The sequence below is a fragment of the aff. Roholtiella sp. LEGE 12411 genome, from assembly GCF_015206995.1.
Taxonomy (GTDB): domain Bacteria; phylum Cyanobacteriota; class Cyanobacteriia; order Cyanobacteriales; family Nostocaceae; genus Komarekiella.
Genome location: NZ_JADEXR010000330.1, coordinates 1 through 1141, shown reverse-complemented (window position 1 = coordinate 1141; position 1141 = coordinate 1). Strand labels below are relative to the sequence as shown.

Sequence of the window (1141 nt, the reverse complement as noted above, 5' to 3'; positions counted from 1 at the left end):
ATTCCATTTCTATTTCATAAATGAAGTAATAAGTGCTTGCATAATCCAATCCCAAGAGACGATAGAGGTGACCACTTCGCTGTGTTGCTCCAAGCTGAGCAGCCCCGCCTCCAAATGCCTCTCCAACGCATCCAAAGACGCGAACACGCTGTTGTGAAAGAACTTCTCGCGCAGCTCATCCCAGATATGCTCCACCGGGTTGAGTTCAGGCGCATAAGGCGGTAGTTGCAGCAAATGGATGTTGTGTGGCGCTTTGAGCTTGCCACTGCGATGCCAGCCCGCGCCGTCTATCACCATCACGATGCGCTCGCCGGGGTAGCGCTTGGAGACCTCATCGAGAAACACCTGCATGCATTCGGTATTCACGTGAGGCAAGATCAGGCTGTCGAATTGACCTGTGCAGATATCGACTGCACCATACGCATAGGTGTACTCGTGGGTCAACATCGCCTGACACAAAGGTCGAATCGGGTAGGGTGCCCAGCACCTGCGCACGTCCGAGATGCGCCCAAAGCGCGCCTCGTCCTGAAACATCAGCTTGATGGGCTGGCCGTCTGCCCAGTCTGCAATGATGCTTTGGAGCGTTTCGGGGAGTTTTTTTTCCACTCCAGCTGGGCCGCAGGATCACTTTTGGGGTGGCGCTTGTCGGGCACCAGCTTTCTCCAGTTATGACGGTGAAGCAAGTTGTAGACCGATGACTTGGCTACTTCACGCGCTAAGCGCTCCTCCAAAGCGGTTTTGATGTCGCCCACCACCAGAACGCCACCAGCCTGCGCCTTGTCAATGAAGGAGGCGAGAAACTGTGCTTCTTGCTCGACGGTCATGTTCTGTCGTCTGCGTCCGCCCGCACAAGGCATCTCTGGCGTACCGGCCACATCGCCTGCGATGAAGCGACGGCGAAGCTGGCAGACCCAGCCCAGCGATACCCCTGTGACTTGGGCAGTCTGCTCCAAGCTCAAACCATAGACAAGCGGCAATACGACCGCCTGCGCTTGGCGCAGTTGCTCTACTGTGGTGGCTTGGGAGATGACCTGCAATGCATGTTCTATCGCTTGCTCATCTCCAGTGACTGGACGTGCCATGGGGTTCTCCATCTGTGGTGATGGAGTATATTATTGCACTATTGAATTGGAAATGGAAT

At 55.1% G+C, this 1141-nt stretch carries 2 protein-coding genes; both read right to left on the bottom strand.

All coding sequences use genetic code 11. The features are described 5' to 3' along the window. Positions 1 to 9 precede the first annotated feature (9 nt). On the bottom strand, positions 10 to 606 hold the full coding sequence (locus IQ246_RS30065) for an IS630 family transposase (protein WP_208492367.1): 597 nt from the start codon (positions 604 to 606) through the stop codon (positions 10 to 12). Continuing rightward, the gene (locus tag IQ246_RS29740; protein ID WP_194006865.1) at positions 534 to 1082 is read right to left on the bottom strand and encodes a winged helix-turn-helix domain-containing protein; all 549 of its coding nucleotides are present in this window, start codon (positions 1080 to 1082) and stop codon (positions 534 to 536) included. Before IQ246_RS29740 ends, IQ246_RS30065 begins: the two co-directional genes overlap by 73 nt. Positions 1083 to 1141 lie beyond the last annotated feature (59 nt).

Excerpts from the sequence above, each read along its gene's own strand:
- IQ246_RS29740 (WP_194006865.1), bottom strand. The coding sequence starts at position 1,082 with ATGGCACGTCCAGTCACTGGAGATGAGCAAGCGATAGAACATGCATTG.